Source organism: Pseudomonas sp. GM24, from assembly GCF_000282235.1.
Taxonomy (GTDB): domain Bacteria; phylum Pseudomonadota; class Gammaproteobacteria; order Pseudomonadales; family Pseudomonadaceae; genus Aquipseudomonas.
In genome coordinates this window covers 1-21,688 of the sequence record NZ_AKJR01000219.1, presented here as the reverse complement: position 1 = coordinate 21,688, position 21,688 = coordinate 1, and the positions used below count along the sequence as shown (strand labels likewise).

The window sequence follows — 21,688 nt, the reverse complement described above, 5'->3', positions numbered from 1 at the left end:
GATAGTTCAGGTCGGTGTAACTCGAACAAACAACACCGTCAGTCCCCTCTCCCTCTGGGAGAGGGCTAGGCGGGCGGCGTTCCGATGAGGGGCTTTTGACTTTTTAGAACGCGCCCATGTAATCACGCTTGCCCACTTCAACGCCGTTATGACGCAGCAGCGCATAAGTGGTGGTGACGTGGAAGAAGAATTGCGGCAGACCGTAAGTCAGCAGATAAGCCTGACCGCTGAAGCGCTTTTCTTTCGGCGTGCCCGGACGGGTGACGATTTCAATGCCTTCCTTGCCATCAATCTGCTCTGGCTTGATCTCGCCGATGTAGGCCAGCACCTTGGCAATCAGAGCTTGCAGCTCGGCGAAGGTGGTTTCGGTATCGTCGTACTTCGGCACTTCGACTTCAGCCAGACGCGAGGAAACGCCTTTGGCGAAGTCCACGGCGATCTGTACCTGGCGGGTCAACGGGAACATATCCGGGAACAGACGGGCCTGCAGGAACGCGTTCGGGTCGATGTTTTTCTCGGTGGCGTGGGCTTCAGCCTTTTTCAGCACATCGCTCAAAGCGTTGAGCATTTGTTGAAAAACCGGGACAGATGCGGCGTACAGGGAAATGGTCATGGCAGTCTCGTGTGGTGGCTGGGTGGAACAAGGAGGCGATTATAGCCATGCTTGATGACCACACGGCTTGCCTTTTGTTTGGCAAGGATTAGGCTAGGCGCCTTCGACTGCAGAGGGAACGCGCGATGACCACAGAACCAGAATCCACCTTCGACGAGCCACGGCTCAATGCCACGGAAATTCGCATCCTCGGCTCGTTGATCGAGAAACAGGCCACCAGTCCGGAAACCTATCCGCTGACCCTGAATGCACTGGTCACGGCGTGTAATCAGAAAACCAGCCGCGAACCGGTGATGAACCTGACTCCGGGCCAGGTCGGCCAGAGCCTGCGCGCACTGGAAGGTCGTGGTTTCGCCAAACTGGTAATGGGCAGTCGTGCCGACCGCTGGGAGCACAAGGTCGACAAGGCGCTGGAGCTGGTGCCGGCGCAAGTGATTCTGAGCGGTTTGATGTTTCTGCGCGGCCCGCAAACCGTCAATGAACTGCTGACCCGCAGTGGGCGCATGCATGAATTTGAAGACACCGAGCAGGTGGTGCATCAACTTGAGCGTTTGATTGCGCGGGGGCTGGCGGTACTGATTCCACGTCAGGCCGGGCAGCGCGAAGATCGCTACACCCATGCTCTGGGTGATCCGGCGGATAGCGAGGCGATCATGGCGGCACGGCAGAACCCGTCGGATCGCGGTACCAGCAGTGGCGTTTCGGTTGAGCGTATTGAAGAGCTGGAAGCGCGGATTGCCGCGCTGGAAGAGCGTCTGGCCCGCCTCGAATAGCCAAACAAAACCAATGCAGGAGTGAGCCTGCCCGCGATAGCGGTGTGTCAGTCAAATTACCGTTAATGACACACCGCTATCGCGAGCAGGCTCACTCCTACAGGGATCTGCGCATTACTCGCCATCCCAGTAATCCACACCGTCCGCCTGCCGTGCCACAGCCACAAAACCTGAGGCATTGCCCTCGGCATCGACGTTGAAGTTATCCATCACCGCATACTTGTTCGAATCCGGGTACTCGCAGATTTCCGGCTGTTGCTGGGTACTCACCGCCAGATAACGCAGTTCAGCCTGACTGGTATTGATGATCTGATGCGCCTTCTCCGGGCCGCCCGGCGGGCAAGCGATCACATCGCCTTCGCGGATCGGAAAACGCTCGGTACCAAGACGCACCTCGCCCTCCCCGGCCACCACGTAGAACATCTCTTCGTTGACCCGATGACTGTGAAACGGACTGCCGCGCATGCCCGGAGGCAAGGCGTACAGGCGATAACCGAGTTTCTGCGAACCCAGTTGCTGGCCAATCCGCGCCATGCGCTGCTGATAGCGGCCGGCGGTTTCGCCTTCCGGGGCCAGGGCTTCGGGCAGGGGTTCGAGTTCGACCTGATGCAGGTTGAGGATGGGCGGATGCATGGGAGCCTCGGTCACGGTTTTTGTGGTGGGCAAGTCTGGGCTTGCTGGGGAGGCAGTATAGGCAGCAGGATAAACCGAGGTGAATTCATCGCTGGCAAGCCAGCTCCCACAGGTTTCGGGTTGGAACACAAATCTGTGAGCAGCTCCCATACCTTGTGGGAGCTGGCTTGCCAGCGATGAGGCCAATTAACTCACTGCATAATTATGAGAATCAGCTCCGGGCAAACGCCACCGCCGCCGCAAATTGCTCTTCAGTCGGGCGCACGCCGGTGTACAGCACAAACTGCTCCAGCGCCTGAATCGCAATCACCTCAAGCCCGGTAATTACCCGCTTGCCCTCAGCCCGACCACGTACGATCAACGGTGTCTCCGACGGAATCGCCACCACATCAAACACCGTATCCGCAGCCTTGATCGCCTCAGGCTCAAACGCCAGTTGCCCCGCCTCCGGCCCGCCGTCCATACCCACCGGCGTCACATTGATCAGCATCTGCGGACGCTCCTCGCCCAGTTCCGCCTGCCAGCGATAACCCAGCGAATCCGCCAAGGCACGCCCGGCACGCTCATTGCGGGCGACGATCAAACCGTTTTTATAACCGCCATCACGCAAGGCGCTGGCCACCGCTTTGGCCATGCCGCCGCTGCCTCGCAGGGCGAAGGTCGAATCCTTGGGTACCGCGTGGGTTTCCAGCAACTGCGCGACAGCAATGTAATCGGTGTTGTAAGCCTTCAGATGGCCGTCGGTATTGACGATGGTGTTGATCGACTGGATCGCTGCCGCCGACGCATCCAACTCATCGACCAGCGCAATGCACGCTTCCTTGAACGGCATCGACACGCCGCAACCGCGAATGCCCAAGGCACGAATGCCGCCCACGGCACCCGTCAGATCCTGGCTGCTGAACGCCTTGTAATAGAAATTCAGGCCCAACTGCTCATACAAATGGTTATGAAAACGCAGACCGAAATTGCCTGGGCGCCCTGACAGGGACATGCACAGCTGAGTGTCTTTGTTCGGGTTCATCTGCATGAAACTTCTCCTTCAAACGCACTTTCGGATAGACGGGATTAGCCAGCCCATCGGGTTCTGAACGATCATTGAGGCCTGTTTTAAAGGTATCTTTTGGCCCTTGCCTGGCCCGGTAAAGAAGCCGGTACAGACCTTACACAAAATTTACCCAGCGGCTGTGCTGATTTTCAGAATTTCGCTGTCTTAGAAGTATCCCCGCGACAACTGTGGGCCTGGTGCAGGCCCTGCCGCCGGGTCGAAGAACCGAGGACTTATCATGATTCGTAAACTCCCCATTCTGGCCTTGCTGATTGGCGCACTCGCTGTCACAGGTCAGGCAGAAGCCGGTGGTGGCCACGGCTGGCAAGGCCCTGCGGTGTTTGGCGCGATCGTCGGCTCGGCCATCATCGGCTCGGCACTGATCAACCAGGATCGGCCGGTATACGTGCAACAACAGCCGGTTTATGTTCAGCCACAACCGGTCTACGTGCAGCAGCCGCCACCACCGGTCTACTACCAGCCGGCACCGGTGTATGTGCAACAACCGGTGTACATCCAACAGGCCCCCGTCTACTACGGCCCGCCTCGCGGTTATTACGGCCGGCCACATGGCTACTACGGTGGCCCACGCTGGTAATCGCAACACTGAGCCCCGCTTTTATAGCGGGGCTTTTTTATGACCGTTGGTCGGCCAGCGTCTGAAAAAATCTCGCCAAGGTCGCTGTGAGGACAGTTTCACCGGCTAAAGTCGGCATGATTGAGTGACCGTTATGTACATTTACGCAAAACGGTCACTCGTTTGTCATGACGGAACCGCAATCTGAATCCGTCCGTAAACAACAAGTTGATAACAACAAGGACGACTGTATGCCAACACAAAACCCGCACCGCATCGTCGGCCTGTGCACCTCAAGCAAGGTGTACGGCGCGCTGACAGAACTCAAGCACCTGGAAGGCCATCGCTGCGCCAAGTTCCTTTCGCTGCTGGCGGAAAACCTCGTGCACAAAGGTTTGCTCAACGAACGCGAAGTCATGCACATGCTCGATCAAGTGGTCGACTGAGCCCGCCCTCAACGGCATCAATGACCACTATCGAAAGCGTTGATTGTCCGTAGAAGCGGCGACTCATTAAGGTAGCTCCATTGATAGATGGAGGTACCCGTCATGGCTCAGGTTCAAATCATGTCCGTTATCGGCAGCGCCGTTCCCGCCTCGCTCAGAGCCTCGGGCCTGCTTGCCTGCTGGTATCTGATGCGCGACGGTGAGGCGATCAGCGGCCCGCTCACTTCGCTGCCCGCTGCGCAGGCACTGTCGCAGAAGATCGTCAGCGAGCCGTTTCACGCTTAAGGCAGTTGCACCTTGGGCTTGGTTTCGGCGAACAGCGCCCAGCTCGACATGAACAACGCCGCGATCAGCGGGCCGATCACAAAACCATTCAGGCCGAATACCGCAAGGCCACCCAGAGTCGAGATCAGAATCATGTAATCGGGCATTTTGGTGTCCTTGCCCACCAGAATCGGTCGCATCACGTTGTCCACCAACCCGATCACAAACACCCCAAACAAGCCCAGCACCACGCCCTGCCAGATCATCCCGCTGAGCAGGAAATACACCGCGACCGGCGCCCAGACAATCCCCGCGCCCACTGCTGGCAGCAACGACAAAAACCCCATCAAGACCGCCCACAGCAAGGCGCTGGGGATGTCGAGAAACCAGAAAATCGCTCCGCCCAGCGCGCCCTGAGTCACCGCGACTACGAGATTGCCCTTCACCGTCGCGCGTACCACGCGGTTGAACTTCAACTGCAAGCGCCGCTTGTGGCCTTCCTCCAGTGGCACGGCAGTGCGCACCTTGCGCGCCAGTTCGGCGCCGTCACGCAGAAAGAAAAACAGCAGATACAGCATGATGAAGAAACTCACCACGAACTCGAACGTACCTTGGCCAAAACTGAACGCTTGAGTGGCCAGCACCTGGCTGCCCTGCATCGCCGATTTGACGATTTTCTCGCGCAGGCCATTGAGTTCGCCCATGCCGAAGCGGTCGAGCAAGTGCTGAAAGTACGGCGGCAGACTGTGCTTGAATTGCGCCAGATACGCGGCAATGTCCAGCTCGCCGCTTTCGATGCTCTTGTAGACCGCTGCGCCTTCCTGCACCAGCAGCACACTGAGGATGATCACCGGCAGAATCGCGATCACCAGGCAGACCGCCAAGGTACACAGGGACGTCAGGTTGCGCTGCCAGCCGAATTTCGCCTGCAGCCGGCGCTGCATCGGCGCAAACACAATGCCGAGAATCACCGCCCAGAACACCGCGCCGTAGAACGGCAGGAGGATCCAGATAAACGCCACCGTGACCAGCAACAGCAGCACGGTGAGGGATTTGAATTGAAGGCTTTTTTCGTTCATGTCCGATCCATGTCAGTCAGGCGTCATGCACGCCCCGATGCTTAGTCAACCGGGGCCTGCACGAGTGCCATCTTTATTCATGGAGCATAGTTGCGGATCAGCGCAAGCCGATTAACGAACCGGCAACTTGACGATTTCAGCCGTGCTCAGCACATCGCCGAAGGTGTCCTCGACTTCCGCCAGTGCGGCTTTGTGCAAGGCATCCTTGTCGATGGATGTGCCATTGACGCGGGTGATCGCACGGGTCGCCGAGGCGTCGGAGGCGACGATCACGCTGTAACCGAGTGGCGCCGCGTCCCGCGCGGCACCGACGACGCAAGCGTGGGTCATCAGGCCCGCGACGATGACCGTGTTGATGCCGGATTGCTTCAGCCGTTCGTTCAGATCGGTGCTGCCGAACACGCTGACCGTGGTCTTTTGCAGCACCGCATCCTTCGCGCGTGGCTGCATGTCCGGGTGAAATTTCACGGTTTCGCCATCGATGGCAAACACCGCCGAGCCTGCCGGGGCGATATGTTGAACGTGGTACACGGGGATCTTGTGGCTGTCGGCAAACGTGATCAACTCACGGGTTTTCGCCAACGCAGCGGCACCGTCCGGAATCGGCATCCTGCCGGTGAAGTATTCGTTTTGAAAATCGATCACCAACAAGGCGGACTTGCCGGCCGGTAACTGGCTGACCGGTGTGACCCCGGACATTGCGCGAATGGTCGGATGGTTGTCTGCCAGTGCACCGGTGCTGGCCAACACACCGGAAAATGCACAGGCGCTGAGGAAACGACGGGTAAAACGTTGCATGGCGAGTGCCTCTGTTCAGTTAAGTGATGAACAAAGCTTAAGCAGCCGCCAGACCGTCGAACACAGTGAAACCGGCACATGATTTGTGCTGTTTCTGCACAAACAGAAACTGCCAAAACCTAGATCCAGATCAATGCTCGCGATTGGTACCCGTTCTACCCTGCCGCGCTTTTACGACCGACACCGCCATGACGCCGACCCTCGCCACCCCCGAACTGCTCGCCCCCGCCGGCACCCTGAAAAACATGCGCTACGCCTTCGCCTATGGTGCCGATGCGGTCTACGCCGGCCAACCGCGATACAGCCTGCGGGTGCGCAACAATGAATTCGATCACGCCAATCTGGCACTGGGCATTCGCGAAGCCCAGGCGCAGGGCAAGCGCTTCTATGTCGTCGTCAACATCGCGCCGCACAACGCCAAGTTGAAGACCTTCCTCAAGGATCTGGCGCCGGTGATCGAGATGGCGCCGGATGCGCTGATCATGTCTGACCCGGGCCTGATCATGCTGGTGCGCCGGCATTTCCCGCAGATGCCGATCCACCTCTCGGTGCAGGCCAATACGGTGAACTGGGCGAGCGTCGAGTTTTGGCAACAACAGGGTTTGAGCCGGATCATCCTGTCGCGGGAATTGTCGCTGGAAGAAATCGGCGAAATTCGCGAACAAGTGCCGGGCATGGAACTGGAAGTGTTCGTTCATGGCGCACTGTGCATGGCCTACTCCGGGCGCTGCCTGCTGTCGGGTTACCTGAACAAACGCGATGCCAATCAGGGCACCTGCACCAACGCCTGTCGCTGGAAATACTCGGCGCAAGCGGCCACGGAGAATCAACTCGGCGACATCGTCCAGACCTTCCAGCCCGAGCCGAACCTGGGCCTCGGCGCTCCTACCGATCAGGTGTTCCTGCTTCAGGAAGCCAACCGCCCCGATGAATTGATGCCGGCATTCGAAGACGAGCACGGTACCTACATCATGAACGCCAAGGACCTGCGCGCGGTGCAGCACGTCGAGCGCCTGACGCGCATGGGCGTGCATTCTTTGAAGATTGAAGGCCGGACCAAATCGCACTTCTATTGCGCACGCACCACGCAGGTGTATCGCCGGGCGATTGATGATGCGGTGGCCGGGCGTGAGTTTGATCGCAGCCTGATGACGGACTTGGAGTCGCTGGCGCAGCGTGGCTACACCGAGGGTTTTCTGCGTCGGCATGTGCATGACGAGTACCAGAATTATCAAAATGGCAGCTCGGTATCGGAGCGTCAGCAGTTTGTGGGTGAGCTGACTGGGGAGCGGCGTGAGGGGCTGGCCGAGGTCAAGGTGAAGAACCGTTTTGGTCTTGGTGATCATCTGGAATTGATGACGCCCGCGGGCAATTTTCATTTTGATCTGCGTGAGTTGCAGAGTGTTAAGGGTGAGGCGATCGAGGTGGCGCCGGGGGATGGGCACACGGTTTTTGTGCCGATTCCGGAGGCGGTGGATTTGCGGTTTGGGTTGTTGATGCGGGATATCGGTGTTGCCTGAAAAGGCCCCTCACCCTAGCCCTCTCCCAGAGGGAGAGGGGACTGATTGGGGGATGTTGGAGAGGTTCATCGACCTGAACGTGCTGCGCCGAATCCATAATCGACTTTTCTGATCAAGCACACTGGACTCGGTTGAATCTATATTCAACACGGTGTTTCAGGTCGGCGTATAGCGCATGACAACTCGGTCGGCCCCCTCTCCCTTTGGGAGAGGGCTGGGGTGAGGGTCGGCGCTTCCTACACACTAAACTCCTCCCGCAACATCGCCACAAACGCCTCCCGCGCCGGATGCACCCCGGCGTTTTCATGCCAGTAAAACAGGTTGTCGACGGCCGTCAGCTCAGCAAACTCATACCCCACACACCCAGCCCCTTTCGCGTACTGCTCAAACACGCCCTTGGGCACCAGCGCCACCCCCGCCCCGGCACTTACACAACCGACAATCGCGCCATAACTGGCGAGACTGACGATCGGCAGCGACAGCCCCTGACGCAACAACCAATGCTCCAGCGCCGCTCGATACGGACAACCCTGCGGCCACATGAACACGGTTTTGTCCTGCAGGTCTTCGATGCCGCGCACTGGCCCGAACGAGGTCGACGCGATCAACAGCAATTCTTCGCGATACATCGGCGTGCGCCTGAGCTGCGAACGTTCGACATCCACCGCGACAATCGCGCCATCGAGGCGGTGGCTGACGGTATCATCGAGCAACTGCCCCCACGTGCCGGTGGTGAGTTCCAGCGCCACCTGCGGATAGCGCTGGTGAAACTTCGCCAACAAGCGCGGCAAGCGCCCGGTCGCCGAGGACTCGATCGCACCGATGCGCAGCGGTCCGGACGGCTCGGCCGAGGGGTCCACTGCACGTTTCGCTTCAACGGTCAGCGCCAGAATCTTTTCCGCATAGGCGAGAAACGTCTGCCCCGCCGGGCTGATGCGCAACCCGCGCCCCTCACGCAGAAACAACGCAACGCCCAACTCGGCCTCGAGTGCCTTGATCCGCGCGGTGATGTTCGAGGGCACGCAAAACAGCTTTTCCGCCGCCCGCGCGATGCTGCCGACCTCGGCCACGGTCTTGAACATACGGATTTGCGCCAGCTCCATATTCATCACTCTGAGTGAACATTTGACGCAGTATAAGTCAGTTGTGGCGAATGATTGGCGGCCCGGATACTCGGCGCATCGACACCACCGAGCGCCCGATCATGCCGCACCCTTCCCCGTGGAAAATCCTCTTGGCGATGGCCTTTGTCGTTGGCTGCTGGGCGTATTCGCCGACCGGCATTCACATCGGTCTGCAAGCCTACGACCCCGGGCATCTGGCATTGCTGCGCTTTCTGTTGGCGTCGTTGTTCATGGCGTTGATCGCCGTTTTCAAAGGCATGCGCCTGCCGCACTGGCGCGATGTGCCGCTGTTGTTCGCCCTGGGTTTTTTCGCCGTCAGCCTGCATCACGTCGCACTGAACATCGGCCAGCAAAGTGTCAGTGCCGGCGCTTCCAGCGTGTTGGCGCAATCGAGCCCGTTGTTCAGCACGTTGCTGGCGCGATTCGTGTTCAAAGATCAGGTCAGCGCCTGGCGCTGGGGTTGTGTGTTGCTCGGCTTTGTCGGTGTGGTGATTGTGGTCAGCGGCGATAAGGGTCTGGGCGATATCGATGCGCATGCCCTGCTGATCCTGCTGGCGGCCGTTTCATGGAGCGTTTACTTCGCCCTGCAAAAGCATCATGCGCGGCGTTACGACGGCTTCAGTCTGGCGTGTTACGCGGTGTGGTCGGGGACGTTGATGCTGCTGATTTATCTGCCCGGGCTGGGTCAAGCCTTGCTGAATGCGCCGCTGCGGGTGCAGTGGGCGGTGTTGGCATTGGGCGTGTTTCCCAGTGCGCTGGCCTATCTGGCGTGGGGGTTTGTGCTCCAGCATGTGGATTTTAGCCGGGCGACGATGACGTTGTATCTGATTCCGCCAACGGCGATGGGGATTGCGTCGGTCGGGTTGGCGGAGCGGCCGACGTTGCTGATGCTGGTGGGGTCGGTGGTGGTGTTGATCAGTGTGTTGGCGTTGAATCTGGAGCGGCGGGTTGGGGGTGTTCGGGCAGCGATCTGATCAATGATTGTTGTTGAGGCAAATGCCGACATCGCTGGCAAGCCAGCTCCCACAGGGTTCTATGGTGAACATAGTTTTCAGGTACATCCGCATAACCTGTGGGAGCTGGCTTGCCAGCGATGAGGCCAGCCCAGACAACACATTAATCAAGGCAATCGCCGATCAGCGCCGATCATCCGACAACGGCGTCGGCTCATCCGCCGGCGGTACATCGTCATCCGCCGCCGGATCCTTCCAGTCTTCGGGCCGATCAGCATCGCTCAACGGATCACGCCCTGGGGGCATGCCCATCGGTGAATCGTGATCGGCCAGGGTCGGTTCATCGGTACCCGGCACCGGCCGGGTTGGATCGGTTGGCAGCACACCACCCTGAAACAGCAAATCATTAGCCATGACACACCTCACCAAGGAGGTCCGGAATACCCGGGCCGTACAACTTGGAATCAGGCCCGTGGGCGGCGTGCTATCGAACAGACCGACGGCGTTCAACCTTGCGCGGAAAAACGGTCTCGGCTGTTGGTCAGGTGCAACCACATGGCTGCCCGCGCGGCATCCGCATCCTGACGTTTGATCGCATTCAGAATCGCCTCATGCTCCAGATGGGCCAGTTGCCCGAGTTTGCTCAAATCCGCCGCGCCACGTTCAGCAGCATTGAGCCGGTTACGCGGAATCATCGCACTGCCCAGGTGTTGCATGATCTCGCTGAAGCATACGTTGCCGGTGGCCTCCGCGATCAGCAGATGAAAGCGCCGATCGGCCTCGACGCAGCTGTCGTTGTTGTCGAGCAGCCGTTGATAGTCATCCAGCGCCTGACGCATTTGCAGCAATTGCTGCTCGGTACGGCGTTGCGCCGCGAGCGCCGCCGCTTGTGTTTCCAGGCCCAGACGCAATTCAAGAATGCTGCGCACGCCGAGCGCCGTGTCGACGTTAAGGCGCAAGCCCTGCTCCGCCGCGCGCTCGATGACAAACGTGCCGATGCCGTGGCGCGTCTCGACCAGCCCCGAAGCCTGCAATTTGGAAATCGCCTCGCGCACCACCGTGCGGCTGACGCCATGTTCCTGAACGATGGCGTTCTCCGAGGGCAGCTTGTCGCCGGGTGACAACTGGCCGAGCAGGATGCTCTGGGTGAGTTTCTCCACCAGATCATGGGCGAGGTTGTGCGCACGTTTGCGAGCGGGAGCGTCGAGGTCTTCTTGCATGGTTGGTTCCGGTGATCGGGGCTTGCCGATCGTAGCATCGCGCGCGGGGCTTACAAGATTGATTTTAGCGGACAAACTTGTATGACAACACTCAAATTAATCGAAATGATTTGATACTTCCCAGACGAACAGAGCCGCACAACCGTAGGAAGCCTTCACTTCTCAAAAGCCATAACACCCAGCAATCATTGAGTATCCGTGTAAAAAAGCATAAAAAACCGGCTTTCCAGAGAAAATTAATCGGCCTTCCCCACTTGTAGGACAAAAATTCTCAGTTGTATGATGTCTAGCAACAACGCAGTACCTGCTCTACCCCGCATAAAAATAATCAGTGGGAGAAAACCAAGTGAAAACCTCCGTCTCCGGGATGAACGAGGGCGTCGATTCGACACTCGCGTCGGCCATCTCGAAAGTGAAACGCCACGTCCTGCCGCTCTTCGTGATCATGTTCATCGTCAATTACATTGACCGGGTGAACATCGGTTTCGTCCGCACCCACATGGAACACGACCTCGGTATTGGTGCCGCCGCTTACGGCTTCGGCGCCGGGTTGTTCTTCATCGGTTACGCGCTGTTTGAAGTCCCCTCCAACATGCTTTTGCAGAAAGTCGGCGCACGCATCTGGCTGACCCGCATCATGTTCACCTGGGGCCTGGTCGCCGCCGGCATGGCGTTTATCCAGAACGAAACCCACTTCTACGTATTGCGCTTTTTGCTCGGCGTGGCCGAGGCCGGGTTCTTTCCCGGGGTGATCTACTACTTTACCCGCTGGCTGCCCGGCGCCGAGCGCGGCAAGGCAATTGCGATCTTCCTCAGCGGCTCGGCCGTGGCCTCGCTGATCTCCGGCCCGTTGTCCGGCCTGCTCCTGCAGATCAACGGGCTGGGCATGCACGGCTGGCAATGGATGTACTTCATTGAAGGGATGTTCTCGGTGTGCCTGTGCGTCTTCGTCTGGTTCTGGCTCGACGCCAAACCTCACGATGCGAAATGGCTGAGCCGCGCCGAACAGGACGCATTGGTCAACGCCATCGACGCTGAACAAAAAGCCCGCGAAGCCGCGACGCCGATCCGGCCATCGATGGGCAAACTGCTCAAGGATCGCCAGATCATCCTGTTCTGCCTGATCTACTTCTTCATTCAGTTGACCATCTACGCGGCAACCTTCTGGCTGCCGAGCATCATCAAGAAAATGGGCGAGATGAGCGACTTCCAGGTCGGCCTGTTCAACTCGATTCCGTGGTTGTTGTCGATCATCGGCATGTACGCCTTCGCTTCGTTCTCGGCCAAGTGGAAACACCAGCAGGCGTGGGTCGCCACCGCCCTGTTGATCGCCGCAGCGGGGATGTTCATGTCCACCACCGGCGGGCCGATCTTCGCCTTCGTTGCGATCTGCTTTGCCGCACTGGGCTTCAAATCCGCGTCGTCGCTGTTCTGGCCGATTCCGCAGGCCTATCTGGATGCACGCATCGCCGCAGCGGTGATCGCGTTGATCAACTCGGTGGGCAACCTTGGCGGCTTCGTCGCGCCGACCACGTTCGGCCTGCTCGAAGAACACACCGGCTCGATTCAGGGCGGCCTCTATGGCCTGGCCGCGACCTCGATCATTGCCGCGATCATTGTCTTCTTCGCCCGCACCACACCGAAACCTGCTGCCGACATCGCCGTGGTCGAGACCGCGCCGAAACACGCCTGACGCCCATTTTTAAGATTGCGTATTAAAAGGATAAGAACATGACCGCACACGACACCGCCAAAGCACCGATCATCACCGACATGCAAGTCATCCCGGTAGCCGGCCATGACGGCATGCTGCTCAATCTGAGTGGCGCCCACGGGCCGTTTTTCACCCGCAACATCGTCATCCTCAAGGACAACGCCGGCCACACCGGCGTCGGTGAAGTGCCCGGTGGCGAGCGTATTCGCCAGACCCTGGAGGACGCGCGCAGCCTGGTGGTCGGCAGCCCGATTGGCACCTGGCAGAAGATCCTCAATCAAGTGCGCCAGACCTTCGCCGACCGCGATGCCGGCGGCCGTGGCCTGCAGACTTTTGACCTGCGCATCACCATTCACGCGGTCACCGGCCTCGAAGCCGCGCTGCTTGATCTGCTCGGTCAGCATCTCGATGTACCGGTGGCGGCGCTGCTCGGCGAAGGTCAGCAACGCGATGAAGTGAAGATGCTCGGTTATCTGTTCTACGTTGGTGATCAGCGCGAAACCGATCTCGCCTATCGCAGCGAACCGGACGCCGACAACGACTGGTTCCGCGTGCGTCACGAGAAGGCCATGACTGCCGAGGCCGTGGTGCGCCTCGCCGAAGCGGCCCATGCCAAGTACGGTTTCAAGGACTTCAAACTCAAGGGCGGCGTGCTCAGCGGTGATGCCGAAATCGAAGCGGTGACAGCGCTGGCCGAACGCTTTCCCGAGGCGCGCATCACCCTTGATCCGAACGGTGCGTGGTCACTCAAAGAAGCTATTCGTTTGTGCCGCGATCAGCATCATGTGCTCGCCTACGCCGAAGACCCGTGCGGTGCGGAAAACGGTTATTCGGGCCGTGAAGTGATGGCCGAATTTCGCCGCGCTACAGGGCTGAAAACCGCCACTAACATGATCGCCACTGACTGGCGCGAGATGGGTCATGCGATCCAGTTGCAGTCGGTGGACATCCCGCTGGCCGACCCGCACTTCTGGACCATGCAGGGTTCGGTGCGCGTGGCGCAGATGTGCCATGAATGGGGCCTGACCTGGGGTTCGCATTCCAACAACCACTTCGACATTTCGCTGGCGATGTTCACCCATGTCGCCGCTGCTGCGCCGGGCGAGATCACCGCGATCGACACCCACTGGATCTGGCAGGACGGCCAGCGCCTGACCAAGGCGCCGCTGCAAATCGTCGACGGTCTGGTGCAAGTGCCGAAGAAACCGGGGCTGGGTGTCGAACTGGACATGGACCAAGTGGCCAAGGCTCATGAACTCTATAAAGGCATGGGCCTCGGCGCGCGGGATGACAGCGTCGCGATGCAGTTTTTGATTCCGGGGTGGAAGTTCGATAACAAGCGGCCGTGTCTGGTGCGCTGATCATCAACCCAAACCGATATCCCCACAGGCTCACTTCTACTGGGAATAGGGGTTGAATCCGAGTAGCTGGTTCAACAAATGAACCTGTGGGAGCTGGCTTGCCAGCGATAGCGGTGGGTCAGCCAACATCGATGTTGGCCGTGCCGGCCCTATCGCTGGCAAGCCAGCTCCCACAGGGGATGATGTGAGTCATGTAGAGATTTGCAGCAGCCAGGTTTTGAACGCACTCATCGCCGCCGTTTCCGGCCGCGACTGCAACCGCGTCAACCAGTAACTCCCCGTCGTAATCTCAATCGCAAACGGCTGACAAATCGCCTCCGCCGCCAGTTGCCGGGCGAACATCAGCGGCGGCGCCAATGCCACCCCGCGGCCCTGCAACGCAACCTCCATCATCGCCAGCGATGAATCAAACACGATGCTCTGCGGCGGTGCTGCCTGCGTCGCCAACCCGGCAGCCTGAAACCATTCCGGCCATTCATCGGTGCGATAGGAACGCAGCAGTGTTTGCTGCAACAAATCCTCCGGCGAATGCAATTGCCGGGCGATCTCCGGCACGCACAACACCGACAGCGGCGCCTCAAGCAAACGCGTCGCTTCGATGCCATGCCACGCCCCGGCGCCAAAGCGGATCGCGTAATCCAGCCCTTCCGCCGCGACATCCACGCGGTTGTTGTTGGTCGACAGCCGCAAATCTATGAGCGGATGTTTCGCCCGGAAGTCCGCCAGCCTCGGCAACAACCAACCTACGGCGAAGGTGCCCACCGCGCCGACGGTCAACATTTCACGATACTGTCCTCCGGCGAGACGTTCGAGAATCTGCGCGATGTGATCGAACGAAGTGCTCAGCACCGGCAACAAAGTTTCGCCCTCGCTGGTCAGCATCAGCCCACGGGGCAGGCGTTTGAACAGGGTAACGTTGAGTTGTGCCTCAAGGCTTTTGACCTGATGGCTGACAGCCGCTTGGGTGACGCACAGCTCCACGGCGGCGCGGGTGAAGCTCAAATGCCGCGCGGACGCTTCAAAGGCGCGCAGTGCGTTGAGCGGCAATTGCGGTCGAATCATGCCCAGTCCCAAATTTTTCTAATGGCTCGTGCGAGTTTTCATCGTTTGTCGATTGGCGTCGCGCTAACTAAATTGGCGGCGCTGATCGGTCGCCCAACGAAGAAATCGCCCGCAGTGTAGCGGGATAACGTCATCAACACTCATGGAGAGTGGTTCACCCATGTCATCCATTCAATCGAGCAAAGTCATTTCCTGCGCCGCTTTCGGCCTGTTATTCGGCGCCACATCCTGCCTCGCCGCCGCGCCCGATGCTGTGCAGTTGCAAGCATTGGTCAACGACGCGGTAACGCCCGTGATGCAGCAGCAGAACATTCCCGGCCTCACCGTAGCGCTGACCATCAACGGCAAGGCGCATTACTTTAACTACGGCGACGCCAGCAAAGACACCGGGCAAAAAGTCAGCGAAAACACCCTGTTTGAAATCGGCTCGGTGAGCAAAACCTTCACCGCCACCCTCGCCAGTTACGCCCAAGCGACTGGCAAACTCGACCTGTCGACCAAGGCCAGTCAGCTCTGGCCTGATCTGAAAGGCAGCGCTTTTGACAACATCAGTGTGTTGCAACTGGGCACCTACAGCGCCGGTGGTTTGCCGCTGCAATTCCCGGACAACGCGGATTCGTCTGACAAGATGCTCGGCTATTTCCAACAGTGGAAACCGGTTTATCCGGCAGGCAGCCATCGCCAGTACTCCAACCCGAGTTTGGGTTTGTTCGGTTATCTGGCGGCGAAAAGCCTCGGCCAGCCGTTTGATCAGGCAATGACGCAAACCCTGCTGCCGAAACTCGGTTTGCAGCACACCTACCTCAGCGTGCCTGCCGCGCAAATGGAGCTGTATGCACAGGGCTATGACAAGAACGGCAAACCGGTGCGCGTCACGCCCGGTGCGCTGGATGCACAAGCCTATGGCGTGAAAACCAGCGCGGTGGACATGCTGCGTTACGTACAGGTCAACCTGAAACCTGAAACGCTGGAAGCGGTACTGCAAAAAACCATCGCCAACACCCACACCGGCTACTACACCGTCGGCGACATGACCCAAGGCCTGGGTTGGGAAATGTATCGCTACCCGCTCAGCCTCGAGCGTTTGCTGGCGGGCAACTCGACGGAAATGGCCATGGAACCGCACAAGGTGCAGTGGCTGAATCCGCCGCGACCGCAACCGGATGACGTGCTGATCAACAAGACCGGCTCGACAGGTGGCTTCGGCACGTATGTAGCGTTTGTGCCGAGCAAGAACGTTGGCATCGTGATCATGGCCAACAAGAACTTTCCGATTCCTGAGCGGGTGAAGATCGCCCACAAAATCCTCAGCGCTGTCACTGACTGAAAATCAAAAGATCGCAGCCTGCGGCAGCTCCTACAGGATCGGGTTTTCACTCGGTCAATGTAGGAGCTGCCGCAGGCTGCGATCTTTTGTCTTTAAAGCTGCGCCTGCAACTTCCAGCCGATGACATCCATCAAGTCGCAACTGTCCCGCAACGGGATCGCCATCACCCGGGCGAAATCCTGCAGCAGCAAGGCGTCATGTCCCTTGCCGTCACCCAGCGCCAGGGTTTCCATCAACTGCGTCACACAACGCAAACGGTAAGCCGCCGTGCCATGCAGCACATCCACGGGCGCCTCGCGGTCGATCAGCAGAGCGGGAATCTTGCAGTCAATCCCGGTCAGCGGAATGTATCGCGTCATGTTTGAACCTCCCTGTTCAATGTTGCGTCGCCGCCGGTGGATCGAGATTGTCCAGCGCACGGTTGACCAGCAACTCGCCGAGCACCGCCAACTGCTGAATCGACAGGGCGAGACTGCGCGCTGAACCTTGCAGTTCAGCGGCAAGGTCTGTGGTCAGGACATTGAGTGAGGCGAGGGTTTCGCAAGCGTGGCAGAGCAGCGTCGGGGTATCGATATCGGGGACGATGGTGAAGAGATGGCTGATGGGATCGGGGTGACGGGGGTTGCGTAATCGGGGGTTGTTGGCGTCGAAGGATCCTGAATCCATGGGGGATTCGGGAGGGTTTGGCGTGTGTTTTTTCATAAGTAAATGACCTCTAAACATGGGAGAAAAAACTGCCAAACTCACTTCCACGAGAGGGTGGCAGCTTTGCGCAGGGGTGGAAGTCCGGGGAGGTCGAGAGACCCGGTGCACTCGAGAGTGCTCCTGCGCATAGCTGCCATAAGCAAACAATGTTGGCATAAAAACCGCCAACATGTGTTCACAGGCGCACATGCGCTCACGACCAACACCGGACTTCCACACCCGACCACTGTGTTTTGCAGCGGCCAAAGAAGACTATCCCTCCTCACCCAAGCCCACCAGTTCACCACCGCCGCCGCGACTTGCAGGAAAAATCCGACGAGGTTGAAGGGCTTTGCGTCGCAGCATGCAGAAACAGAAAAGGGGCGAGAAGATTGAATCCTCTCGCCCCTTTGACGTGAAATCGTCTCTACAACAACCGATCAATCATCCGGCATTTCCGGCGGCTTGGCTGGTTTCGCAGGCTTGGTCGGTTTGGCGTTCTTCGCGCCTTTGGCTGGTTCCGGCGTAGCAGCAACCGGCGCCTGAGCCGCAGCGGCCGCCTCCTTCTCAGCCATTGGCATGGCATCGATGGTGTCGAAGATCTTCTTCAAATCCACCGCTTTCGCCTCATCCCCAGAAGCCGAGAGTTTGGTCTCGCCGTCCTTGCCCATTAGGAACACTTTCGGATAGGCCCCAGCGCCCAGTTTCAGCGAGCGCAGCAGCGCCATGGTGTCTTGCTGGCCCATGTCCTTGCCGTCGAGTTGACCGGACATGTTGAGGATGGTGTAGACCTTAATGTTGCGGTCGGTGACGCCCTTTTTGTTGGCGGGATCCTCCAGCGACTTTTTCAGGGCTACCCACACGGGGTCGACGGTGCTTTGTGCGATCACGATCAGCGGTCGGGCGCGGCCCATGTCCCCGGCGATGGGCGAATCGTTGTCAGCGGCGAACAAGGGGCCGGCAATCGCCAGCAAGAGTGTCAGGGTCAATGACCTGATGAGCATGCGCATCTCCTTTTGATATCCACGCTCTAATGATTGCGCATCGTGGCGATTGTTCCGGGACAACCCGGCAAATATCTTCCGCCTAGTCAGAAGCTTAGGACAGGCGCGACATTGCGCAACATATCCGAGGTGATCGCAACGCGGATTTGATTACCTTTTATGACCGCATTAGGGTGGCAGTTCTGCCCATGAAATGGAGTTCACCCGCATGCACATCGATTACCTGTGCGATCACCCCGAATTGATCGAAGAACTGGCCACGCTCAACTTCGAGGAGTGGGGCGAGTTTCGTCCCGGACAAACCGTCGAGGACCGTATCGAACACATGCGCGAGTCCTGCGGCAAACGTGCCGTGCCGAGTGTCGTGGTAGCGCTAGAGGGTTCGCGACTGCTGGGCGGTGCGCTGCTGATCGAAAGTGATCTGAAGCTGCGCCCGAACCTGACGCCGTGGCTGGCAGGCGTTTATGTGAAGGCTGAGGAGCGCGGTCGCGGGATTGCTTCGCAACTGGTCAATCGAGTGGTTGCAGAAGCGGCGGCGCTGGGCGTGCCCGAGTTGTATCTGTATACCGACACGTCGCAGTCGCTGTATGCGCGACTGGGTTGGGAAGTGGTTGAAGAGCTGGTCTACGACGATTTGCCGGTGACGGTGATGAAATACGTCATTGAGCGTTAACCCGTGGTGAGGCGGCGCGCCGCAAGCTGTGCCGCCTCACTCCAGCGCTGAATCGAGCACGGAGAGCAATTCTGAAGGATCGACAGGTTGTCCACCGAGCTTGAGCTCACCGCTGTCGAGTTCAACACTCAACCTCACCGACGACCGATCGCCCGGGTATTTGCGCAACACCAACTCGATGCCATTGCCCGTCTCGTCAGCGGTACCGAGCAAATCCCACAGGCTCTCGCTCAGATCCAGCAGCACTTGCTGGCGCTGCAGATCGACCACCCGCGGCGCGTACAGCCAATGGCTCATGCGCATCTCACGCGGCTCGACGGTGATCGCGAGACGGCCTTCGCAGTGGACAGTGGTTTCACTCATGGCCGGATCAGAACGCCAGTTTGTAACCGATCAGCACCAGCATCGTCGCCAGGCACGGGCGCAGCACTTCATCGGAAATGCGTCCGGTCAGGTGGCTGCCGAGCCAGATGCCTGGCAGCGAGCCGACCAGCAAGAAGCCCAGCACACCCCAATCCATATTGCCCATGCTCGCGTGGCCAAGGCCTGCAACGAGGGTCAGCGGCACGGCGTGAGCGATTTCAGTGCCGACCAGACGGCGGGTCGGCAGCAGCGGATAGAGGATAAACAGCGCAACGGTGCCGAGGGCGCCCGCACCGATCGAGGTCAGGGCAACCATGGTGCCGAGGATCAGACCAGTGATCACGGTCATCACGTTCAACCGCGAACCGCTCGGGTTGTAGTTGCCACCGGCGCGTTTGTGGGCGAATTCGAGCAAGCGCTTCTTGAAGAAGATCGCCAGCGCCGTGGCGAACAGGACGAAGCCCAGCGCCTGTTTGATGATGGCGTTCATCGCGTCCGGCGCGGTGTGCAGGGTGCTGAGGAACCACAAGGTCATCGCTACCGCCGGCACGCTGCCGAGGGTCAGCCAACCGGTGATGGCCCAGTCGATGTTCTTGTTCTTGCGGTGAACGAGGACGCCACTGGATTTGGTAATAGCGGCGTACAGCAGGTCAGTGCCCACCGCCGTTGCCGGGTTGATGCCGAACCACAGCAGGATCGGCGTCATCAACGAACCACCGCCGACACCGGTCATGCCGACGATAAACCCCACTACCAGCCCGGCAATCACCAGGCCGAAATTTGCCAATTCCATTAAACCGTCCAGAAAAACGACAGGAAAAATCTGGCCCGCAGCATAGCGATTTTTCTTATAACCACATATATCGATGCGGTCTATCGTTATGCCATATCGAATTCACCATCGCTTTACTGTAGGAGTGAGCCTGCTCGCGATAGCGGTCTATCTGTGACGGATTTAGTGACTGACCCTCCGCTATCGCGAGCAGGCTCACTCCTACAGGGTCAGGTGGTGGATGCAGATTCAGTGCACCCTTCGGCCAGGTTTGAAGCTGTGGTTTTTGTTGATCCACACCGTGGCCAGCGCGATCAGCGACAGAATCAGCAACGCCCACGGAAACGACATCGCCCCCGCCCGATCCAGCAACAACCCGCCAAACAACCCGCCCCCGGCGATCGCCACGTTCCAAGAGGTGGTGAGCATTGCTTGCACCACGTCGACGTGATCACCAGCCGAGTCCGCCGCCGAGGTCAGCAGCAAAGTGGCCGAGCCACCAAACGACAAGCCCCACACCGCCATGCAGGCATAAATGATCAGAGGCGACGGCGCTGCCAATGCCAGAACCAATGCCGTCAGCGCAAACACCGCGAGGCTGATCAGCGTCAGCCAGCGCAGCCAGCGATCAACCAGCATGCCAATAATCCAGATCCCCACCAGCGAACACAGGCCAAACACCAGCAGCACCAGATCGACCCGGTCAGCCAGCCCGGCCTGCATCAGAAATGGCGCAATGTAGGTGTAGAGAATGTTGTGCCCGAGCATCCACGTCAGCACCACGAACAGCACCGGCCGCACGCCCGGCAGGCGCAGCGATTCGAGCAGCGGCAGACGCTCGTCACTGGCCTGCCCCGGACGATCCGGCACCGCGATAACAATCCACGCGGCCAGCACCAGGGCCAGCGCCGACATGATCCCGAACGACGCGCGCCAGCCAATCAGATTGCCCAGCCACGTCCCCGCCGGCGTGCCCAGTGACAACGCCACCGGCGTACCGAGCATGGCAATCGCCAGCGCCCGTCCCTGTTGATGCACCGGCACGATGCCACGCGCATAACCGGCCATGATCCCCCACGACAACCCCGCCGCCATCCCGGCGAGAAAACGCGAAGCCAGGGTCAGGCCGTAATGGCTGGAGAATGTGGTGACAGTGTTGAATATCAGAAACCCGCCGACCGTTATCAACAGCACCCGCCGTCGCGGCCAGCCGCGTGTGGCGACGGTCAGCGGAATCGCCGCGACAATCGAACCCAGTGCATACAGCGTCACCAGTTGCCCGGCGAGCACCTCGCTGACGTTGAGCCCGGCACCGATCTGCGGCAGCAGCCCGGCGGGCAGGGTTTCGGTGAGGATGGCAATGAAACCGGTCATGGCGAACGCCAGCAACGCGGCGTAGGGCAGTTTGTCCGCACGGGCGGTGCGGTCGACGCGGCTGAAATCGGCGCTGGCGGGGTCGGTCATGACGGGGGCGGCTCCATTTTGATCAATAGCGGTGACGGATTGTATACAAAAACAACCTTCACTATTCGATCAATGTGGGAGCGAGCCTGCTCGCGAATGAGGTGGACCAGTCAACTCTTCAGCGCCTGAAGGAACGCTTTCGCGAGCAGGCTCGCTCCTACATTGGATCTCTGCACACCACAAAAACTTGTGGGAGCTGGCTTGCCAGCGATGAGG

General features: G+C 59.3%; 25 protein-coding genes. 10 read left to right on the top strand and 15 right to left on the bottom strand.

From position 1 onward, the window contains the following. Positions 1-103: 103 nt before the first annotated feature. Positions 104-613, bottom strand: coding sequence for a DUF1993 domain-containing protein (locus PMI23_RS23890; protein WP_007917351.1), 510 nt, complete (start codon positions 611-613; stop codon positions 104-106). Positions 614-738: 125 nt separating this feature from the next. Between PMI23_RS23890 and PMI23_RS23885 the strand changes: the two genes are divergently transcribed. Beyond that, a complete protein-coding gene (locus PMI23_RS23885; protein WP_007917353.1) occupies positions 739-1,386 on the top strand; it encodes a YceH family protein in 648 nt (215 codons plus the stop codon). A 114-nt stretch (positions 1,387-1,500) separates the two neighbouring features. On the opposite strand, the gene PMI23_RS23880 is transcribed toward PMI23_RS23885, so the two are convergent. Together PMI23_RS23880 and PMI23_RS23875 are read right to left on the bottom strand one after the other, a co-directional pair. Continuing rightward, positions 1,501-2,019: a cupin domain-containing protein gene (locus PMI23_RS23880; RefSeq protein WP_007917355.1), complete on the bottom strand. Its 519-nt coding sequence runs from the start codon at positions 2,017-2,019 to the stop codon at positions 1,501-1,503. A gap of 211 nt (positions 2,020-2,230) precedes the next feature. Continuing rightward, a complete protein-coding gene (locus PMI23_RS23875) occupies positions 2,231-3,049 on the bottom strand; it encodes a shikimate 5-dehydrogenase (protein WP_007917356.1) in 819 nt (272 codons plus the stop codon). Between the two features lie 256 nt (positions 3,050-3,305). Here PMI23_RS23875 and PMI23_RS23870 point away from each other — a divergent pair, with 256 nt between their 5' ends. From PMI23_RS23870 to PMI23_RS23860, 3 genes are all read left to right on the top strand, one after another. Next, positions 3,306-3,665 (top strand): hypothetical protein, encoded by a 360-nt coding sequence (locus PMI23_RS23870; protein ID WP_007917357.1) that lies wholly within the window; start codon positions 3,306-3,308, stop codon positions 3,663-3,665. Positions 3,666-3,895: 230 nt separating this feature from the next. Further along, positions 3,896-4,090, top strand: a complete 195-nt coding sequence (locus PMI23_RS23865) for a hypothetical protein (RefSeq protein ID WP_007917358.1) — start codon at positions 3,896-3,898, stop codon at positions 4,088-4,090. 102 nt (positions 4,091-4,192) lie between these two features. Further along, the gene (locus PMI23_RS23860; RefSeq protein WP_007917359.1) at positions 4,193-4,375 is read left to right on the top strand and encodes a hypothetical protein; all 183 of its coding nucleotides are present in this window, start codon (positions 4,193-4,195) and stop codon (positions 4,373-4,375) included. On the opposite strand, the gene PMI23_RS23855 is transcribed toward PMI23_RS23860, so the two are convergent. Together PMI23_RS23855 and PMI23_RS23850 are read right to left on the bottom strand one after the other, a co-directional pair. Then, positions 4,372-5,433, bottom strand: a complete 1,062-nt coding sequence (locus PMI23_RS23855; protein ID WP_007917361.1) for an AI-2E family transporter — start codon at positions 5,431-5,433, stop codon at positions 4,372-4,374. The two genes, PMI23_RS23860 and PMI23_RS23855, sit on opposite strands and share 4 nt — an antisense overlap. 111 nt (positions 5,434-5,544) lie before the next feature. Beyond that, positions 5,545-6,231, bottom strand: a complete 687-nt coding sequence (locus tag PMI23_RS23850; RefSeq protein ID WP_007917363.1) for a cysteine hydrolase family protein — start codon at positions 6,229-6,231, stop codon at positions 5,545-5,547. A gap of 188 nt (positions 6,232-6,419) precedes the next feature. On the opposite strand from PMI23_RS23850, the gene trhP reads away from it, so the two are divergent. After that, positions 6,420-7,751, top strand: coding sequence for a prephenate-dependent tRNA uridine(34) hydroxylase TrhP (trhP, locus tag PMI23_RS23845; protein ID WP_007917365.1), 1,332 nt, complete (start codon positions 6,420-6,422; stop codon positions 7,749-7,751). Positions 7,752-7,987: 236 nt separating this feature from the next. Here the strand turns inward: trhP and PMI23_RS23840 are convergent, their stop codons facing one another. Next, entirely contained in the window at positions 7,988-8,854 is an 867-nt protein-coding gene (locus tag PMI23_RS23840; RefSeq protein ID WP_007917367.1) for a LysR family transcriptional regulator, read from the bottom strand. Positions 8,855-8,955: 101 nt separating this feature from the next. On the opposite strand from PMI23_RS23840, the gene PMI23_RS23835 reads away from it, so the two are divergent. Further along, positions 8,956-9,849, top strand: a complete 894-nt coding sequence (locus PMI23_RS23835; RefSeq protein ID WP_177321070.1) for a DMT family transporter — start codon at positions 8,956-8,958, stop codon at positions 9,847-9,849. A gap of 162 nt (positions 9,850-10,011) precedes the next feature. Here PMI23_RS23835 and PMI23_RS23830 read toward each other — a convergent pair whose 3' ends face one another. Beyond that, complete coding sequence (locus PMI23_RS23830) at positions 10,012-10,242, bottom strand: hypothetical protein (RefSeq protein ID WP_007917371.1); 231 nt, start codon at positions 10,240-10,242, stop codon at positions 10,012-10,014. A gap of 92 nt (positions 10,243-10,334) precedes the next feature. Continuing rightward, positions 10,335-11,048 carry a FadR/GntR family transcriptional regulator gene (locus tag PMI23_RS23825; RefSeq protein WP_007917373.1) on the bottom strand — a complete coding sequence of 238 codons (714 nt, stop codon included), beginning with the start codon at positions 11,046-11,048 and terminating at the stop codon, positions 10,335-10,337. A gap of 346 nt (positions 11,049-11,394) precedes the next feature. Between PMI23_RS23825 and PMI23_RS23820 the strand changes: the two genes are divergently transcribed. Then, on the top strand, positions 11,395-12,741 hold the full coding sequence (locus PMI23_RS23820; protein ID WP_007917375.1) for an MFS transporter: 1,347 nt from the start codon (positions 11,395-11,397) through the stop codon (positions 12,739-12,741). Between the two features lie 38 nt (positions 12,742-12,779). After that, positions 12,780-14,123: a glucarate dehydratase gene (gene gudD / locus PMI23_RS23815; protein ID WP_007917377.1), complete on the top strand. Its 1,344-nt coding sequence runs from the start codon at positions 12,780-12,782 to the stop codon at positions 14,121-14,123. 189 nt (positions 14,124-14,312) lie between these two features. Here gudD and PMI23_RS23810 read toward each other — a convergent pair whose 3' ends face one another. Further along, a complete protein-coding gene (locus PMI23_RS23810) occupies positions 14,313-15,185 on the bottom strand; it encodes a LysR family transcriptional regulator (protein ID WP_007918662.1) in 873 nt (290 codons plus the stop codon). A 160-nt stretch (positions 15,186-15,345) separates the two neighbouring features. Here PMI23_RS23810 and ampC point away from each other — a divergent pair, with 160 nt between their 5' ends. Further along, positions 15,346-16,512: a class C beta-lactamase gene (ampC, locus tag PMI23_RS23805; protein WP_007918664.1), complete on the top strand. Its 1,167-nt coding sequence runs from the start codon at positions 15,346-15,348 to the stop codon at positions 16,510-16,512. Positions 16,513-16,604: 92 nt separating this feature from the next. Here ampC and PMI23_RS23800 read toward each other — a convergent pair whose 3' ends face one another. The 3 genes from PMI23_RS23800 to PMI23_RS23790 all read right to left on the bottom strand — a co-directional run bounded on the left by PMI23_RS23800 (position 16,605) and on the right by PMI23_RS23790 (position 18,200). After that, positions 16,605-16,871: a hypothetical protein gene (locus tag PMI23_RS23800; RefSeq protein ID WP_007918666.1), complete on the bottom strand. Its 267-nt coding sequence runs from the start codon at positions 16,869-16,871 to the stop codon at positions 16,605-16,607. A 16-nt stretch (positions 16,872-16,887) separates the two neighbouring features. Beyond that, entirely contained in the window at positions 16,888-17,214 is a 327-nt protein-coding gene (locus PMI23_RS23795; protein WP_007918668.1) for a DUF6124 family protein, read from the bottom strand. Between the two features lie 422 nt (positions 17,215-17,636). After that, positions 17,637-18,200 (bottom strand): DUF4174 domain-containing protein, encoded by a 564-nt coding sequence (locus PMI23_RS23790; protein WP_007918670.1) that lies wholly within the window; start codon positions 18,198-18,200, stop codon positions 17,637-17,639. A 208-nt stretch (positions 18,201-18,408) separates the two neighbouring features. Here PMI23_RS23790 and PMI23_RS23785 point away from each other — a divergent pair, with 208 nt between their 5' ends. After that, positions 18,409-18,873 carry a GNAT family N-acetyltransferase gene (locus PMI23_RS23785; RefSeq protein ID WP_007918671.1) on the top strand — a complete coding sequence of 155 codons (465 nt, stop codon included), beginning with the start codon at positions 18,409-18,411 and terminating at the stop codon, positions 18,871-18,873. Between the two features lie 36 nt (positions 18,874-18,909). Here PMI23_RS23785 and PMI23_RS23780 read toward each other — a convergent pair whose 3' ends face one another. The 3 genes from PMI23_RS23780 to PMI23_RS23770 all read right to left on the bottom strand — a co-directional run bounded on the left by PMI23_RS23780 (position 18,910) and on the right by PMI23_RS23770 (position 21,472). Further along, positions 18,910-19,236 (bottom strand): hypothetical protein, encoded by a 327-nt coding sequence (locus PMI23_RS23780; protein ID WP_007918672.1) that lies wholly within the window; start codon positions 19,234-19,236, stop codon positions 18,910-18,912. A gap of 7 nt (positions 19,237-19,243) precedes the next feature. Further along, positions 19,244-20,029 (bottom strand): sulfite exporter TauE/SafE family protein, encoded by a 786-nt coding sequence (locus PMI23_RS23775; protein WP_007918673.1) that lies wholly within the window; start codon positions 20,027-20,029, stop codon positions 19,244-19,246. Positions 20,030-20,257: 228 nt separating this feature from the next. Further along, a complete protein-coding gene (locus PMI23_RS23770) occupies positions 20,258-21,472 on the bottom strand; it encodes an MFS transporter (RefSeq protein ID WP_007918674.1) in 1,215 nt (404 codons plus the stop codon). Positions 21,473-21,688 lie beyond the last annotated feature (216 nt).